General features: G+C 39.1%; 18 protein-coding genes. 8 read left to right on the top strand and 10 right to left on the bottom strand.

Annotated elements, in window-relative coordinates; all coding sequences use genetic code 11:
- Positions 1–50: 50 nt before the first annotated feature.
- Together JWQ34_RS16535 and JWQ34_RS16530 are read right to left on the bottom strand one after the other, a co-directional pair.
- Positions 51–374 (bottom strand): hypothetical protein, encoded by a 324-nt coding sequence (locus JWQ34_RS16535; protein ID WP_299359087.1) that lies wholly within the window; start codon positions 372–374, stop codon positions 51–53.
- A gap of 2 nt (positions 375–376) precedes the next feature.
- Positions 377–514 carry a hypothetical protein gene (locus JWQ34_RS16530; RefSeq protein ID WP_299359085.1) on the bottom strand — a complete coding sequence of 46 codons (138 nt, stop codon included), beginning with the start codon at positions 512–514 and terminating at the stop codon, positions 377–379.
- 285 nt (positions 515–799) lie between these two features.
- Between JWQ34_RS16530 and JWQ34_RS16525 the strand changes: the two genes are divergently transcribed.
- Positions 800–994 carry a cold-shock protein gene (locus JWQ34_RS16525; protein ID WP_230545146.1) on the top strand — a complete coding sequence of 65 codons (195 nt, stop codon included), beginning with the start codon at positions 800–802 and terminating at the stop codon, positions 992–994.
- 84 nt (positions 995–1078) lie between these two features.
- On the opposite strand, the gene JWQ34_RS16520 is transcribed toward JWQ34_RS16525, so the two are convergent.
- Both JWQ34_RS16520 and JWQ34_RS16515 read right to left on the bottom strand, forming a co-directional pair.
- On the bottom strand, positions 1079–1438 hold the full coding sequence (locus tag JWQ34_RS16520; RefSeq protein ID WP_299359080.1) for a hypothetical protein: 360 nt from the start codon (positions 1436–1438) through the stop codon (positions 1079–1081).
- A 70-nt stretch (positions 1439–1508) separates the two neighbouring features.
- Positions 1509–1694: a hypothetical protein gene (locus tag JWQ34_RS16515; protein WP_299359078.1), complete on the bottom strand. Its 186-nt coding sequence runs from the start codon at positions 1692–1694 to the stop codon at positions 1509–1511.
- Positions 1695–1799: 105 nt separating this feature from the next.
- Between JWQ34_RS16515 and JWQ34_RS16510 the strand changes: the two genes are divergently transcribed.
- Positions 1800–2027 (top strand): DUF4287 domain-containing protein, encoded by a 228-nt coding sequence (locus JWQ34_RS16510; RefSeq protein WP_299359076.1) that lies wholly within the window; start codon positions 1800–1802, stop codon positions 2025–2027.
- A gap of 32 nt (positions 2028–2059) precedes the next feature.
- Here JWQ34_RS16510 and JWQ34_RS16505 read toward each other — a convergent pair whose 3' ends face one another.
- Both JWQ34_RS16505 and JWQ34_RS16500 read right to left on the bottom strand, forming a co-directional pair.
- A complete protein-coding gene (locus JWQ34_RS16505; RefSeq protein WP_299359074.1) occupies positions 2060–2656 on the bottom strand; it encodes a helix-turn-helix domain-containing protein in 597 nt (198 codons plus the stop codon).
- 7 nt (positions 2657–2663) lie between these two features.
- Complete coding sequence (locus tag JWQ34_RS16500; protein ID WP_299359072.1) at positions 2664–4832, bottom strand: glycoside hydrolase family 3 C-terminal domain-containing protein; 2169 nt, start codon at positions 4830–4832, stop codon at positions 2664–2666.
- 580 nt (positions 4833–5412) lie between these two features.
- Between JWQ34_RS16500 and JWQ34_RS16495 the strand changes: the two genes are divergently transcribed.
- The 6 genes from JWQ34_RS16495 (at position 5413) to JWQ34_RS16470 (ending at position 10872) form a co-directional block, all read left to right on the top strand.
- Positions 5413–6759 (top strand): hypothetical protein, encoded by a 1347-nt coding sequence (locus JWQ34_RS16495; RefSeq protein WP_299359070.1) that lies wholly within the window; start codon positions 5413–5415, stop codon positions 6757–6759.
- Between the two features lie 165 nt (positions 6760–6924).
- Positions 6925–7317 (top strand): hypothetical protein, encoded by a 393-nt coding sequence (locus JWQ34_RS16490; RefSeq protein ID WP_299359068.1) that lies wholly within the window; start codon positions 6925–6927, stop codon positions 7315–7317.
- Between the two features lie 89 nt (positions 7318–7406).
- On the top strand, positions 7407–8558 hold the full coding sequence (locus JWQ34_RS16485; protein WP_299359066.1) for a 6-bladed beta-propeller: 1152 nt from the start codon (positions 7407–7409) through the stop codon (positions 8556–8558).
- A 102-nt stretch (positions 8559–8660) separates the two neighbouring features.
- On the top strand, positions 8661–8933 hold the full coding sequence (locus JWQ34_RS16480) for a hypothetical protein (RefSeq protein WP_299359064.1): 273 nt from the start codon (positions 8661–8663) through the stop codon (positions 8931–8933).
- A 44-nt stretch (positions 8934–8977) separates the two neighbouring features.
- Positions 8978–9373, top strand: a complete 396-nt coding sequence (locus JWQ34_RS16475) for a hypothetical protein (protein WP_299359062.1) — start codon at positions 8978–8980, stop codon at positions 9371–9373.
- A 656-nt stretch (positions 9374–10029) separates the two neighbouring features.
- Positions 10030–10872 carry a metallophosphoesterase gene (locus JWQ34_RS16470; protein ID WP_299359060.1) on the top strand — a complete coding sequence of 281 codons (843 nt, stop codon included), beginning with the start codon at positions 10030–10032 and terminating at the stop codon, positions 10870–10872.
- Positions 10873–10883: 11 nt separating this feature from the next.
- Here JWQ34_RS16470 and JWQ34_RS16465 read toward each other — a convergent pair whose 3' ends face one another.
- The 4 genes from JWQ34_RS16465 to JWQ34_RS16450 all read right to left on the bottom strand — a co-directional run bounded on the left by JWQ34_RS16465 (position 10884) and on the right by JWQ34_RS16450 (position 14752).
- Complete coding sequence (locus JWQ34_RS16465) at positions 10884–11234, bottom strand: DUF1801 domain-containing protein (protein WP_299359058.1); 351 nt, start codon at positions 11232–11234, stop codon at positions 10884–10886.
- Between the two features lie 12 nt (positions 11235–11246).
- A complete protein-coding gene (locus JWQ34_RS16460) occupies positions 11247–12083 on the bottom strand; it encodes an SGNH/GDSL hydrolase family protein (protein WP_299359056.1) in 837 nt (278 codons plus the stop codon).
- A 269-nt stretch (positions 12084–12352) separates the two neighbouring features.
- A complete protein-coding gene (locus JWQ34_RS16455; protein ID WP_299359054.1) occupies positions 12353–13288 on the bottom strand; it encodes an FAD:protein FMN transferase in 936 nt (311 codons plus the stop codon).
- Positions 13289–13489: 201 nt separating this feature from the next.
- Positions 13490–14752 (bottom strand): DUF3570 domain-containing protein, encoded by a 1263-nt coding sequence (locus tag JWQ34_RS16450; RefSeq protein ID WP_299359052.1) that lies wholly within the window; start codon positions 14750–14752, stop codon positions 13490–13492.
- Between the last annotated feature and the right edge of the window lie 4 nt (positions 14753–14756).

Genomic DNA, 14756 nt, shown 5'->3' with positions numbered 1-14756 from the left:
TACAAAGACTTATACACAATACACAAATAAGGTATTTTGTTTTAAATTATTTAAGTACGCGGGCGCTTAGGGTTAAAAGCAACTATATAGCTCAACTCGCTGTTTACTACGCTGCGGTTATTTGCCCCTTCATCAGGCTTGGTAAAAGATTGATTAAGCCTTTGTTTAGTTAGATTATATACCTGCAATAAAAACTCGGGGATAACCTTGGTTGCTATGGTTGGATAATAATCTTTTTGAATTTTTATTCTTTCGATATCTGTCACCATGCTCAATTGCCAGCTATCCTCGCCTTTAAAACCGTGCTCTTTTGCTGTATTCATTAAATCATACAGGTATATTTTGGTTTGATTTTCTATAGATTGTTCTTTCATTATTATTTTGATTTTTTACCTATGGAAGAATCTGATTGCGACATCGAACCTTTGTCTGACTGATAACTGGATACTTTTTTGTTTGCGTTAGCGCTTGGCTCTTTCTTTTTCTCTTTAACTGTTTTTCTGTCTTTACTCATGATGGTAGCTTTAATGCTGACAAGGAACACCCCTGTTGCAGCAGGCAAATATTTAATGGGTAGTAATTGTGATTTTTATACTGATATATTATTAGCGCAAAGCTTAAATATCACCAGGTAAGAAAACGGGCAATGCCTAAGGGTTTGTATGGGAATTGCTTAAATGTAGATATAATTTATTGAAAATGAGTTACTTTTTAAAATATAAAAAGTTTTAATGTGGACCAAAGAACCAGATATGCCACTATATATGACTACCTTGCGAGCTTATTCAAAAATAATATAATGCAAAAAGAAGGAACAGTAAAGTTTTTCAATACCGAAAAAGGTTTTGGATTCATTTCACAGAGTAATGACAGAAGCGATGTTTTTGTACACTCAACCGGCCTGATCGACGAAATTCGTGAAAACGATAAAGTATCATTTGATATTGAAGACGGTAAAAAAGGCCCTAGTGCGGTAAATGTAAAAGTTATCTAAAAAATCACTATAAAATTTAATCGTAAGCATCCCGACTAATCGGGGTGCTTTTTTCATGGACCAACCTGGCGCTATTTTATCGTATTAATCGTTATTATGTCCGTGTTTTATCATGTCTTTAACGGCTTGTGCTAAAAATGTTTTATCGCCTGCGTTTAGATGTGTCTGCTCATCGCTGTTGTTTATGCGATAAACTATTCCGCCGTGATTATCACCTTTGGCAATTAGCTCCTGTCCATCTCTTTTATACTTAACATAACCGTTTGGGGTTATGTGTGTTATAGCTGTACTATCGCCATTAAAAAAAGCGCGGCCCGAGTATTCTATTCTGGTACTGTTATGGTTATCGCCATCGCTAATAATTACGTGCCTGCTATTCATCCGGCAAGCCGATGATAGTATAATCAGGCCCAATGCTGCTACTGTAATTTTCAAATTTTTCATTGCGCTATTATTAAGTTCAGCACAAATATATAATTAATATAGTACTATGCAATACATAATACCAATTATTTCACATCAGCTCATCATCATTTTTTGATTTATAGACCTTATAAGCTAAATAAAACATGGCAAACGATGGTAATAGAGAGCCGGCAACCCTATAAGAAAATTGCATATCTGCAATTAACCTATACACGCCCAGGATCAACAATATAGATCCAACAATAATATAGAGATATAAATATTTAGTTACCATATTAGGATTGATTTATTTATAAAGATAAATGATATTACTACAATGGTAATGAGATAATGTTATGTTTCCTCTTTATATTTATATGGATATTTAAAACAACCTATTATGTCATTTCAAGCTTATTTAGATAACATACAAGCAAAAACGGGTAAAACTCCTGATGACTTCAGACAGTTGGCCAATCAAAAAGGCTTTACAGAAAATGGCGAGTTAAAAGCCTCTGTAAAAGCCGGCGATATTATAAAATGGCTGAAAGAAGATTTTGAGCTGGGCCACGGGCACGCCATGGCGATTTATGCTTTGCTAAAAGGCATGAAAAAAGAGGGCGATTAAAATCGCCATAAATTTCATTCTCCTATAATTACTTACACAAAAACATCCAAATAAACCACGGTATCGCTAACGGGCATAATACCATGTTTTTGCAGTGAGCTAAAATATAAGCTATCGCCTTTTTTTAAAATGTATTCTATCTCGCCAACACTCATTTTCATTTCGCCTTCTATAATAAAAACATATTCTTCGCCCTCGTGCGAGAGGCGGTGCGGCACCACCTCTCCTTTTTTAGCACTAAACAAAAATGGCTGCATCTTTTTTTCATGAAAACTGGCAGCATAGGGGAAAACAGCATATCCTTTCTCTGTAAGCGTCAGATTATGTAAGGCCTCTGCCTGGGTTGTATAAACTGTCCTGGCCCAACCATCCTGCTCTAACAGATTAGAAATGTTAGTGCCCAAACTTTTGGCAATTTTAACCAATGTGGCTATTGACGGTACAGTGTGATTGTTCTCTATTTTAGAGATCATACTTTTAGATAGATCGCTGCTATCCGCAATTTCCTGTAGCGTACGCTTTTGATGTATGCGCAAGCTTTTTATGCGGTCGCCAATGTTAAAAAGGTTTTCCTTCTCATCATGCACCTGCATCAAAAGGGTCGAGATAACATTATTATCATCCGTCATAAACAAATTAATTAGTTACCCTAAATTGTGATTTTAACCTGATATCAGCCGATGAGCTGCCAACCATTACGTCAATCATTTCGGGCTCTACTCTAAAATCATGTATCTTTTCGTCATAAAAAGCCAGCTTACTGCCCGGTATGGTTAGTTTAACTGTTTTAGTTTGCCCGGGGGCCAAAGTAATACGCTCAAAACCACGCAGCTCCTCGTTAGGGCGTTTTAAGCTTGGCGATACATCATGTATGTACAATTGTACCACTTCATCGCCTGTTACTTTACCGCTATTTTTTACATCAACAGATACCGTAATTGCACCGCTGTCTTTTATTTGTTTGGCCGATAATTTCAGATTGCTGTAATTAAACGTAGTGTAGCTTAACCCATGCCCAAACGGAAACAACGGTTTGCCATTAACATACATATAAGTAAAACCTTTAGTAACGTCATACTCATCCTGCGATGGCACCTGCTCTGCCGATGCATATACGGTTAAAGGCATTTTACCACCAGGATTGATGTTACCAAAAAGCGCATCGGCAATGGCGTTGCCGCCTTGCTCGCCCGGCCACCAGGCTTCTAAAATAGCAGGAGCATTGTCTTTAATATAAGGGATAGTCAGCGGGCCGGCATTCATCAACACAACAATGGTGCGCGGGTTAACAGCTAAAACCGCTTTAACCAATTCTTCCTGATTGCCAGGTAATTCTAAAGAGGTACGGTCACGGCCCTCTGCTTCAATATCCAGCGTGGTACCTATGTATAAAATGGCTACGTCAGCTTTTTTGGCGGCATCAACCGCTTTTTGTAATTCTTCGTCTTTATTAAACTCCGGCGCGTTCCGGCGATGGGTTATTTCTGACCCGGCTGCGTAGATAATTTCGGTACCTGTTGCCATGCGGTTTTTAATACCCTGCATCGGGTTAACCGCGTCAATAGGTTTACCGCTATAACCGCCTGCCGTAAACATATTAGCATGGGGGCCAATTACGGCTATGGTTTTAATTTTATTTTTATCTAAAGGCAGTATATGGTTTTTGTTGGTTAACAGCACCATGGCTTCCTGCGCGGCTTTTAGTGCCAGGCTTACATGCTCTGCATTGCCAATTACGCTCATAGGTATTTTGCTGTAAGGCACCCGGTCCTGCGGATCAAACTCACCCAACAAAAAGCGGTCGCGCATAACGCGCGATACAGATTCGTCCAGCTTAGCCATAGTCAACAAACCTTTATTTACCGCGATAGGGATGTATTGCATAAACTCTTTATCAGAAAAATCGCAACCGGCATTGATAGATTGTGCCACGGCTTCCTCATAGCTCATTTTTCCTTTTTCGTGGCCGTTAACCATGGTGTTGACACCGCCCAGATCAGACACCACGAAACCTTTAAAGCCCCAGCGGTTCTTTAAAATATCGGTAAGCATCATATGATTAATATTGTTGGGTACGCCGTTTATAGCATTATATGATGCCATGATAGATTGCGCGCCACCCTCTACAATACAATCTTTAAAATGCGGCAGCCAAAACTCATGCAGCATACGCTCGCTAACCGTTGCAGACCGCGCGGTACGATTTTGCTCCACATTATTAACCGCGTAATGTTTTAGGGTGGATACCAATTTTAAATACTTCGGGTCATTACCCTGCAAACCGGTAACATGCGCCACACCAATGCGGCCGGTTAAAAACGGATCTTCGCCAAAGCACTCGTTAATGCGGCCCCAGTATGGGTTACGGCTTATATTGATAACCGGCGACCGGTAGATCAACCCTTTTTTCTCGCCCTGGAAATTTGGGTCGTTATGCCAGCCGTTGTAGATGGCACGCGCTTCGTCTGATATGGCGGTAGCTTCGGTATGCACCAGTTTGGTGTCCCACGTAGCGGCCATAGCAATGGACACCGGGAACATAGTAGTTGGGCGTGTCCACACCACGCCGTGCAGGCTTTGGTTCCATTTATCAGACTTGATACCAAATTTGGGAATATCCGGCCCAACGTGGTTTAGGTATTCTGCCTTTTCTTCCAGCGTCATGCGCGATATTAGGTCCTTCACCCGCTCTTCAACGGGTTTTGTATAATCAAGGTATAAAGGCTTATCAGCTGTTTGGGCTATTGAACGGCTAACAGTAATTACCGATAGCAAAGCGAATAACAAGGTTATTTTTACTTTCATTGTAGGTGATGAGTATAGTTTTGGTTTCGAGTAGAATAATGGCTCAGTGCAAAACAAAGTTTATATCTATTCAACACTGTTGAACAAATATATAGATAAATGCTTCCCGTCAAAATATTTTGTCAAATATTAATGGCTGGCTAATGTTTGTACTCAGTGTTCTTTTCCATCGCTGCAAATTCGCGTCAGAAGCGATAAATCGAAAAAGTTAAAATATTATTTGCTTTTCTTAAAAAGAAATAGTTAACTTAGCATAACTAAACATAAAAACCTTACCTACATGACGTTACAGATAAAACCTAAATATTATTCAGCTTATGTTTGCTCATTAGTTAAATTAACAAGCGTAGTTTTAACGGAATCCGTTGAAGCTATAATCACCAATTTTTAAATTTCATAAACCGATATAACTAAATATTTCAGTCATTTAAATAGACAAGTATAATACAAAGCGTATATAGCTATCATACACTTTGTATCATTACCGGCACTATAATTTACTGCTTCCCCTAAAATACAGTTTGCTTTAATCATACGCTATTGCGCTCCCCTTCGCTTTGGTGTAACATACTTATGCATTATGAATATTATAGACCAAACGTTTATTCAAATTAAAAAGAAATTCGGAGGCTTAACTATTGTTAGTCGCAATAAAACTCCGCTTATAATCCTATGTCTAACCATATCAGTATTACTGGTTTATCACTCCGTATTCTCACACCAGTTTCAATTAAAATGGGACGACCAATGGGTAATTACTAATTTTTATACCGAAAACGGCTTAACAGCCAATAACTTGTACGCCATATTCACCGATTTTTTTCATGGGCAATACTCACCCATAAATCAACTGTCGTTTACACTTATTTATGCTGCGGCCGGCAATAGTTATAATCCCGTATGGTTTCACACCTATAGTGTAATCATGCACATATTAAATGTTGTACTTGTCTATTTTTTCATCAAAAATCTTTTAACGCAAAGCAAGAGCTTTGCGCCCCCGTCAATATCTACCATTTCTTTTTGTACCGCATTTATAATGGCAATTCATCCGTTCCTGGTTGAGCCGGTGGCCTGGATGGCGGCTTCTAAAATATTACTTTACAGTTTTTTTTATTTACTGGCATTGAATGTTTACCTCAGTTATTTAAAAAGCAGAAAAGTTTGGCACCTGGTTTTAATTTTTGTGCTGTTTCTCCTCTCGTTTGGGAGTAAAGAACAGGCTGTTACCTTACCCGAGTGTTTATTACTGATAGATTACCTGTTAAAAAGAAACCTTAAAACCAAAGCACCATGGATTGAAAAAGCGCCTTTCTTTATACTGAGCCTGGTTTTTGGGTATGTAACCTTATTGTCTCAAAAATCAAGCGGACTGGGCTTATTAACGCACGATAAGCATTACCCGTTTTATCAAAATGTAATTTTCGGCAGCTATTCGCTTGTTGAGTATTTTACCAAATGCTTAATACCTATTAAGCTAAGTTTTATGTACAATTTCCCTAATCCGGTTGGCTCGCCAGTACCCGCCAGGTTCTGGATCTATCCTTTTATTTTATTGATCGTATTTGTTACGTTGCGCGATTATTGGAAAAACCGCTGGATTTTATTTGGGCTTGCATTTTTTATCATTCATTTGGCGGTTGTGCTGCATATCATCCCTATTTCCAGGATGGCAATAGTGGCCGACAGATACGCTTATATTGCATCTATAGGTATTTTCTTTTTAATATCCTACTACCTGGACCGCGCAATAAGATCAGTAAAATACAAAAATGTCTCCATACTGGTGTTCTCAATTTATATAGGTTACCTGGGCTTTTATACTACAGAACACGCCAGGGTATGGCATGATGACTATACGCTTAAAAAAGAATTGTTTGAGTCTATCAAACAAAGGCAAGCACTTCAAAAAGCTGAAAAAAAATGACACAAACTGATATAATCATCAATATAAGTGCGTGTGCCCGGCACAATGTATTTGCCGTGGGTTTTAAACTGCAACATTGGTAACCCCGAAAGGGGGGAGCACACAACATTAGAAGAAAACAAGTATAAAACAAACGTAAATATTATAAACTTTAAAAATAAGATTATGAACAAATTAGCTAAAAGAATAGGCATTGCTGCTTTAGTAGTAGCCTTGTTATGTAACTTACAATACTCTTTATTTTTCAGCGTAAAAGACAACCCAAATGCTGCCAAAGCCGCATGGACTGATATGTACGGAACAGTGTACTGTGGTAGTTCGCCGGATACCGGCTGGTATCCCGGCGATTGGTTTTACCTGGATACCAGTTATGGCAGTGGAAATGAAGCTTATGATTTTTACGCCAATGAAACTGCGCCTTATAATCATATTTGGTATTTCGTAAGAAATAACACTGCTACATCAGAGTGCGGGCCTAATGAAACTGCTACAGATCCAAATTGGAATTATCAGGGATATTATGTAACAGCTCCGAACCACCCTGTTGTCGCTTATTAAAATTAGTGGCCAATGTAATTCGCCATCAGGTTTGATGGCGAATTAACTTTTTTAACCTTTTTGTCTTAAATATAATAACCTATATCTGTATGAAATACGCCATAATTGTAATAGCATTGTTTTTTACTGCCTGCAGCCGCCCGGCAAAAACCAACCAAACCGACCAGGATAACCCTTATGCGCAAAAAATAAAAATAAATTTATTTGATACGTCCAAAAAATATATCGAGGATATTGCCGACACCATGAGTGTCGTAACTTTATCTGCCTCGCATTACTTTAATTTTAGCGGGGCAACAAATTTCTTTTTCCTGGACAATGCTATAATACTTGCCGACCGCATGCAGGGTATTGTTTTTATCTTTAACAAAAAAGGACAACTAATCAATACCATCAATTCGTCTGTCGATAAAAAAAAGATGAGTGACGGCAGATTTACCTATATCAGTGACGCGTTTTATGATGAGGACGAGAAATTAATTGAAATATTAGACAGAACTGCCGACCGTGTTTTTAGATTTACGCCTGATGGAGCCATAAAAGACACCTTGAAACTGGCAGACGCCAGGGCCTGGGGATATGATTTTGTGAAAGCAAAGGATATTTATGTAACTAAATTGCTAAACAGTAATCAAGATAAAAAAGGAGTTGGCATATATAAAAAAGATGAAAATGTTTTAAGGTATAATGCGGAAGCGCTGTCTGTGATTCCATCCACCCAAAAACTCAACTTTGTTCAGCTCCACCAGTTAGACGTTTATAAAGACTCCGTGTTTTTCTTCCCGATGCTGGCCGATAAAATTTACCACATAACAGGCAGCGGCGCAAAACCGGCCTATTTACTTGATTATCCTGCCCAATACCGGTTGGATTCGGATATAAAAAATGCAGAACCTACGAAAGATCCCTATAATTTTTTCAGAAAACTGGCAAATGCCAACGTTATATACAGCAATAATTCTTTGTTTATAAATGACCAATGGGTTTCCTTCAGGTTTAATTTTCAAACCAAAACAAGCCCCCGCAATGTATTTTATAATAAGGAAAGCAAAAAGGTACTGCAGTTTTCAGAGCTGTTGTCTAAAACCAGAAAGACACCATTTCCGCAGGCCTACGTAATAGGGAAATATAAAGATTACTTTGTAATGCTTAATGATGCACCGGTAAAAAAATCGAAAGATCCTAAAGTACTCCCCGTTGGCAATTACAAATTATTGTTTTTTAAGCTGAAAAATATTTAACAACAAAGCAACATTTATTTGCTTAACAAACAAGCGGTTAATTATCAAAATTTACGTTTTCAAAAAAACCTAACTTGTAACACCATTATAACCCATTTCGTTATGAAAACAAAACTCCATTTAGCACTATTAATAGTACTTGTAGTACTATTAAATGCCTGCAAAAAAAACGGCACCGTTGAAGCACCGGCTAAAAAATTAAAGTATTTAACCCAGGTAATCGCTACAAATGGTACCACTACTACTTTTACAGATTATACTTACGATGACCAGAAAAGACTGACGACGATAAAAACGGGGGGGGGTACAACAATTACTTATACCTATAACGGCGATAACGTTTTTCTATTGAAGAATCATATCCGAATGGAGTGAGGAATGTTTATAAGTTGGCTTATGCAGACGGGAAATTACAAACAATGTCATATAAAGATTATAAAAATAACAGCTTTGTTAATGGAACTGCATACGGTTTTGTTAACAATGGTGATAAACTGACAGAAATACATCAGGATATCCATGTTACCTATTTTTATTATGATAATAACGTTGTCAAACAACAAGGTGAAGGATATGCTATAACCTACAGTTATGATAATAAAAAAAGTAAATTTGCCAACCTGCCGCCGGCTTTAAAAAGCATCGCTTTTCAAATACACCAGCCTGAATATTTTTCACAAAACAATCTTATCAGCACAGATCGGGGAGTAAACGGCATCACTAACACTACCTATAGTTATGATAGCGACGGCTACCCTACCGGGGGGACTGGGGACGGAAACCTTAAATTCACTTACGTTTATACTGAACTTTAAAATGGCTAATAGCGTGTAACACAAGCACACAGCCGGTAGTGATAATACACTTGCCGGCTGTGTACTTTATAGCCCATCGTAATAACACCAACCAGGCGCAGAATCGATGAAAAACACGGCCGATTTTTCGTATCTTTGTTAAGATAGTAAGGCATCTTCAAAAAGTCGTAAAGAACAAAATTGTCAATGTCGATTTATATACTTTTTAAATAGCTATTTTTTACAATCAACTGCAATTCAGTACATTAGTTAAAAAAATCACTACCGGCATAACCCCTAATACTCGAAAAACAGTGATTTTTACTACCGGTATTACCGGCAATGCCCGAAAAACACCCCAAATTACTACCGGCAAAATGTATAATGCCCGGAAAACAGTAATTTTTACTACCGGCTAAAGCCGGTACACCGGTCTTAATTTAAAGTTTGTCTAACCGGAAATAGCCCTCAAGCTGGCGCAAATATATCGGGAGAGCAAGCGAATAAAAAGCTACTTGTACCTAATTAGGTTTACCTCGTTGTTTCAGTTTGTTTCACTTTTATGAAACAAGCTTGCTGCCGCAATCAATATCATAACAAGCTGTTAACATCAACTTAAAACCAAACAAACATTTTTGTAGCTTTACTACATCCATATCAATAACCTTTAAAGCAATATGAGCAGCAGGCGGAATTTCATTACATCGGGCATAATTGGCGCGGCGGGCATAAGCCTGTTGCCGGCTATTAACGTATTCGCGGGCGAGCATTACGCGCCGGCTAAATCTAAGTTTAGGTTTGCCATTGCGTCTGACGGGCATTACGCGCAGCCGGGTACTGATGGCGATAAATTTTATGGCGACCTGATCAAATGGCTTAATAAGGACCACCAGGATAACCACCTAGATATGATTATCATCAACGGCGACCTGGTACATAACCGCCCCGACCTGCTGCCTAAAGTAAAAGAAACCTATCTGGATAAACTGCCCGTGCCTTATTACACCATCCCCGGTAACCATGATTTTGCAGATGCCGCTGTATGGAAAAACGTATTCGGCTATGAGGATAATTACGTGGTCGATAAAGGCGACATAGCCTTTGTATTTGCCAATACCGCCGATACCAAAGGCGGCTATACCTGCCCCAACCCCGCTTTCATGAAAAAAGCGCTGGAGCAGTGCAAAGACAAAAAGATAGTTTTCGTTATTCTGCATATAGCACCCTACCAATGGTTCCCCGAAGAAAAAGGAACGTTTACCAATTGCCCCGAGATCATCGACATGCTGCATAGCTACCCTAATGTTAAAGCGGCTTTCCACGGACATGACCATAATTTAGATGGCATACGCTATACCGGCAAACTACCACACCTGTTCGACTCGCACTTCGGCGGCAGCTGGGGCACCGAGTATAAAGGCTACCGCATTGTAGAAGTTGACACGGCCAATAAAATAACCACCTACCAGGTAAACGCCAGTCAAAGTCCATTGATCAATAAAAACCAGTTAGGGGGGTAGTAAGTACAAGATCAAGTTGCATCATCAATTAAATCAACATAGTAATTCAACTTCTCCAGGATGATATCAACCGGCAGGTCGGCATTGGGGTCTATCAGCATAGATTCGTATTGGTCTTTTGGCTTTGCACCGTTGGTCGGCTCCTGTAAACTTTTATCCCAGCAAAAACCCAGTTTAAGTTTCTTTTTGTCGAGCCATAAATAGCCCAGCTTTTTCCCTTTATACGTAAAAAAAGGTATCTGGAACTTACGCTCATGGCAAATACCGGGGTTAGCCTGCAAAATAAAGTCCTTTAAAGCCAGCAGGCAGCTTTGGTAAGGCTCGGGCTTGGATAAGTAGTAGGATTCGAGCGTGGTATTCATTCCCGTAGGGTTTTACTCAACGGTCTTTTTAAACACCTTTACCAGCATATCAGCAATAACCTGGTAACCTTTGTCAGACGGGTGCAGGCCATCATAAGTTAAATTAACAGCTTCGGGCGGATAAGGATATTCGTCCGTAGCCGGGTTAAACGGGATGGCTGTATAATCGGGATACTTGTAATCTTTATAATCGCCAGTTGTCGGGTCTTTCAGACGTTTAAACTTTACCAGTTTTTTAACTGTCATTCCTCTTTTGTTGTACAGGTCAACCACCTCAAAATGTTCCAGCTTGCCAATGGCATTAACCGCGTCAACAAATTGCGCCAGCGATTGTCCGTTCTTGTCTTTGTATGATCCGTAAGCATTATTTTTTTTATCGGCTATGTACACAAAATCACTGCGTTGCATAGGGGCTATAAGTATGATCTTAGCATTGCTGTTTAAACTGCGTAGCTTATCAACTATAATCCGGAAAGCGCCATTGGTAGTACCGGTGCCGGTATTATCGGTATAGTCTTTAAGCGTACCCAAATGCACGCCTCCCCACCAATCATTGGTACCTAGAAAAACGGTATAAACATCGGCTTTGGTGAGGCCCAGTTTTTCGATGCTTTTAGCAATGCCTACGGCGGTCCACCCGTTATGGCCCTGGTTAACGTAGGTGATGTTCGGTAATTTTTCTGTAACGCGGGTCATGTAACCTTTGGTATCACGGTTGCCGGTTTCGGCCAGGTGGTCATTTAAATAAGTAATAGAGTCGCCTAGCGCAACCCAGGTAATTTGTGGTTGCGTTTTAAATGATGAAAGCAGCAATGCTATTATACAAATTAAGATCAGTTTTCTTCTCATATATACTATTTATAAGGTGTTTAAACAGGAATTCGGAATGACTAATTTAGCTACATTAAACGATTCTTAGTCTGTTGAATATAACTTATCAGATACATTCGGTACATGGCCCTCATTTTACACGTAAATAAACAATTATCCCGTTAAATAACTATTATGACTGAAAGCCGCAGCACTAGCAGGTAAAGGAAAGTTACATCAAAAACTCATCATTACCATAAGGCATACAGAGAGTTTTACAATTTGATTGATTATTTAAATTAGGGGGATTATTGTTTAATATTTATGTTTTTTGAAGTATATAAGCGGTTATTGTCGTCAATAATTATAGCCTCAATATGTTTCATTTGATTAATCATGTGCAGCCCTGTTTTAATACCCATGATCATTACCGGTGTTGCCATTGCATCAGCAATCTCGGCATTGGTTGTTATGATGGTTACACTTTTAATACCTATAACCGGTAAGCCGGTTAGCGGGTTAATGGTATGCGAATATTTCTTGCCATCAACCATAATAAATTTTTCATAATTACCGGATGTGGCTACAGCCAGGTCTGTAATGTCCATGTACGAAAAAATTTCATGGGTAGAATCAGGGTTCGCAATACCTATGGTCCATTTTTTGCCGTTGGGTTGCAAGCCCCAGGCATTTAAATCGCCTGATGCATTGACCACCCCACTGGTTACACCCTCTTGTTTCATAATTTGTTTTGCGCGCTCGGCGGCATAACCTTTACCTATCCCACCAAACCCTATGCGCATCCCTGTTTCACGTAAAAAAACGGTGCATTTTTTGTCATCAAGTACAATATTTTTAAAGTTGATAAGCCTAACCATTTGCTTGGCGGTATCTTTATCAGGCAGCGAGGTCATGTTCTGATCAAAGTTCCACAGTTTTTTATCAACAGACCCGTAAGTAATATCAAATGCACCCTGGGTTACTTCAGATATCCGGATGGAGCGTTTTATCAGATCAAAGGTTTCCCTGCTTACCACAACCGGTGCAATACCCGCATTATGGTTTATTTGGTTGGTTTCGCTATCATCGCTAAAAGTGGTAAGTAATTTCTCAATGCGCTTTATCTCATCAATACCGGCGTCAATTTTTTCATTTGCCCATTTTTCATCCCCGGCAACTACGCTAAGTTCAAAACGGTTGCCCATTAGCTTGGTGCTTCTTTTAAAAATTTGGGGCTCTTTCATTGTCTATTAAAAAATATACTTGTACTACTGTTATCTAATACTTACAGATCAGACAATACTTAATAGCCGGCTCCTTACCCTTTTTTTTAACTAACATGCAAAAGTAATTGTAATTAACAGACTATTAAGCAGTTATTGCATCGCTTTGAGGGAAAAGCCCTGCAATCACTTTAGCAAATTCAATTGTGGCTATTATAAAGCTTATTTAAACTTCATGGCCAATGTTAAAATATTTGAGTTTAAACCCGTTGACCGCATATAATGCCCGGCTCTTATCTCTAACGAATTAAAGTGCTGCCAGCCTAATACTCCGTTAGGAGGAGAAAGCCTTATGTTAGCGCCAACAAAATTGCTGGTTAATGTAGATAGATCGTAATCGCTGGTGTAATAAGTTTCGGTTGGGCTATGCTGGCCATACGGCGCAAAGTACCGTGTGCCTTGTTGATTGTTGTAACGGTAATAAGGGCTTATCGATACAAACGAGGTCAGTTTTACCGGTATTTCTAACTCGGCTGTATTAGCCCTGATGCCCCAGTTATCGGTATAATAACGATAAAAGGCCCGGATAATAAAATGATCGTCAAGAAAATAATTCAATCTAACTGCTATGGGTAATTTGTATCGACTGCCTGGTAAACTTTCTATCCGCTCATTAAAAACACTATTGGTTGGCCCTACGCCTGTGGCAAAATTACTATTGAAATAAACTCGTTGATATTCGGTAGCCAACAAGCCTTTTTGGTAGGATGGTTCAACAATCAAAGCCATTTGCAGACGTTGAGTAATTACCTGCGATAGTGAAAATGATGTACTAAAGGAATTTCGTGGTTTATTATCCACCGATCCGCCGCCTCTGCCATCCTTATTAGATCCGGACCCATAGCCCGCCGGTCGTAATTCGACCGGAAGGATCACTTTCCAGGTATCTAAAAAAGCAGAAGCCTTAAAATCAAACTGGGTATTTTTATTTTTGGAAAGGCGGGTTAAATTAATACCGCCACCAAACGACTGATAATCGAACTCATGAGAATAAGAACCTGTTATACCGAATGCGTTACTGGTTTTATCGTTTGATACTGTCCAGTTTAAAGAAGGGTAAACACGGGTATCCTGTCTTGACGCTGATGAAACGCTAAACGGGTCAATTTTATCAGATGATGCTGAGCTATAATGATCAATGCCTAATTCAAACGAAAAAGTATGCTTATAGCCATTGATGCCATATTTTGAAAGCTGTAGATCAAGTGTATTGGCAAAATCAGTTAAGTTTTCTGTGCCGATACCACCGGTAACTGCCGAGTTATTGCCATCCTGATGATAGTAGGCAGAAACTAGATTAATTTCATCAATCTTAAGTTTGCGGGCTTGGTAGGCGCTGTCTTTTACGGTTTGCTGTTTGGTTTGCGCATGCGAAGCAACTATCCCTAAATATAAAGCGGCAACACATAAATATATCTTCCTCATGTTA

It is taken from the genome of Mucilaginibacter sp., assembly GCF_028288185.1.
Lineage (GTDB): Bacteria > Bacteroidota > Bacteroidia > Sphingobacteriales > Sphingobacteriaceae > Mucilaginibacter.
This window is presented reverse-complemented; position numbering and strand designations above follow the sequence as displayed.

Coding starts and splice junctions, on each gene's coding strand:
- JWQ34_RS16535 (WP_299359087.1), bottom strand. CDS start 374: ATGAAAGAACAATCTATAGAAAATCAAACCAAAATATACCTGTATGAT.
- JWQ34_RS16530 (WP_299359085.1), bottom strand. CDS start 514: ATGAGTAAAGACAGAAAAACAGTTAAAGAGAAAAAGAAAGAGCCAAGC.
- JWQ34_RS16525 (WP_230545146.1), top strand. CDS start 800: ATGCAAAAAGAAGGAACAGTAAAGTTTTTCAATACCGAAAAAGGTTTT.
- JWQ34_RS16520 (WP_299359080.1), bottom strand. CDS start 1,438: ATGAAAAATTTGAAAATTACAGTAGCAGCATTGGGCCTGATTATACTA.
- JWQ34_RS16515 (WP_299359078.1), bottom strand. CDS start 1,694: ATGGTAACTAAATATTTATATCTCTATATTATTGTTGGATCTATATTG.
- JWQ34_RS16510 (WP_299359076.1), top strand. CDS start 1,800: ATGTCATTTCAAGCTTATTTAGATAACATACAAGCAAAAACGGGTAAA.
- JWQ34_RS16505 (WP_299359074.1), bottom strand. CDS start 2,656: ATGACGGATGATAATAATGTTATCTCGACCCTTTTGATGCAGGTGCAT.
- JWQ34_RS16500 (WP_299359072.1), bottom strand. CDS start 4,832: ATGAAAGTAAAAATAACCTTGTTATTCGCTTTGCTATCGGTAATTACT.
- JWQ34_RS16495 (WP_299359070.1), top strand. CDS start 5,413: ATGAATATTATAGACCAAACGTTTATTCAAATTAAAAAGAAATTCGGA.
- JWQ34_RS16490 (WP_299359068.1), top strand. CDS start 6,925: ATGAACAAATTAGCTAAAAGAATAGGCATTGCTGCTTTAGTAGTAGCC.
- JWQ34_RS16485 (WP_299359066.1), top strand. CDS start 7,407: ATGAAATACGCCATAATTGTAATAGCATTGTTTTTTACTGCCTGCAGC.
- JWQ34_RS16480 (WP_299359064.1), top strand. CDS start 8,661: ATGAAAACAAAACTCCATTTAGCACTATTAATAGTACTTGTAGTACTA.
- JWQ34_RS16475 (WP_299359062.1), top strand. CDS start 8,978: ATGTCATATAAAGATTATAAAAATAACAGCTTTGTTAATGGAACTGCA.
- JWQ34_RS16470 (WP_299359060.1), top strand. CDS start 10,030: ATGAGCAGCAGGCGGAATTTCATTACATCGGGCATAATTGGCGCGGCG.
- JWQ34_RS16465 (WP_299359058.1), bottom strand. CDS start 11,234: ATGAATACCACGCTCGAATCCTACTACTTATCCAAGCCCGAGCCTTAC.
- JWQ34_RS16460 (WP_299359056.1), bottom strand. CDS start 12,083: ATGAGAAGAAAACTGATCTTAATTTGTATAATAGCATTGCTGCTTTCA.
- JWQ34_RS16455 (WP_299359054.1), bottom strand. CDS start 13,288: ATGAAAGAGCCCCAAATTTTTAAAAGAAGCACCAAGCTAATGGGCAAC.
- JWQ34_RS16450 (WP_299359052.1), bottom strand. CDS start 14,752: ATGAGGAAGATATATTTATGTGTTGCCGCTTTATATTTAGGGATAGTT.